At 67.1% G+C, this 483-nt stretch carries 1 protein-coding gene; it reads right to left on the reverse strand.

The window, feature by feature from the left end; translation table 11 throughout:
* Positions 1-483 (reverse strand): fasciclin domain-containing protein (locus MKL01_RS00845; protein ID WP_243903349.1); only part of this gene is annotated, 483 nt, incomplete at its 5' end.

Genomic DNA, 483 nt, shown 5'->3' on the forward strand with positions numbered 1-483 from the left:
TCAGGGCATCATCACGCCGTTGACCACGTGGATGACGCCGTTCGACTGCATGACGTTCGGGATCGTCACCGTGGCGGTGTTGCCCTTCACGTCGGTCACGTAGACCTTCTTGCCCTGCGCCGAGACGCCGAGCGGCTCGCCCTCGACGGTGGTGAGCTGGTTCTGCCCGTCCCCCTTCTTGGCGAGGGCCATCAGGTCCCTGGCCGTGTAGACGCCCGGGACCACGTGGTAGGTCAGGATCTTGGTCAGCGTCGCCTTGTTCTGCGGCTGCACGAGGCTCTCCACCGTGCCCGCGGGCAGCTTGGCGAAGGCCGCGTTGGTGGGCGCGAACACGGTGAACGGACCCGGGCCGCTCAGGGTGTCGACCAGGCCCGCGGCCTTCACGGCGGCGACCAGGGTGGTGTGGTCCTTCGAATTGACCGCGTTCTCGACGATGGTCTTGTTGGCGTACATCGGCGCGCCGCCGACCATCGGGTTCTTGGC

This window comes from Methylobacterium sp. J-070 (genome assembly GCF_022829385.1).
Taxonomy (GTDB): domain Bacteria; phylum Pseudomonadota; class Alphaproteobacteria; order Rhizobiales; family Beijerinckiaceae; genus Methylobacterium.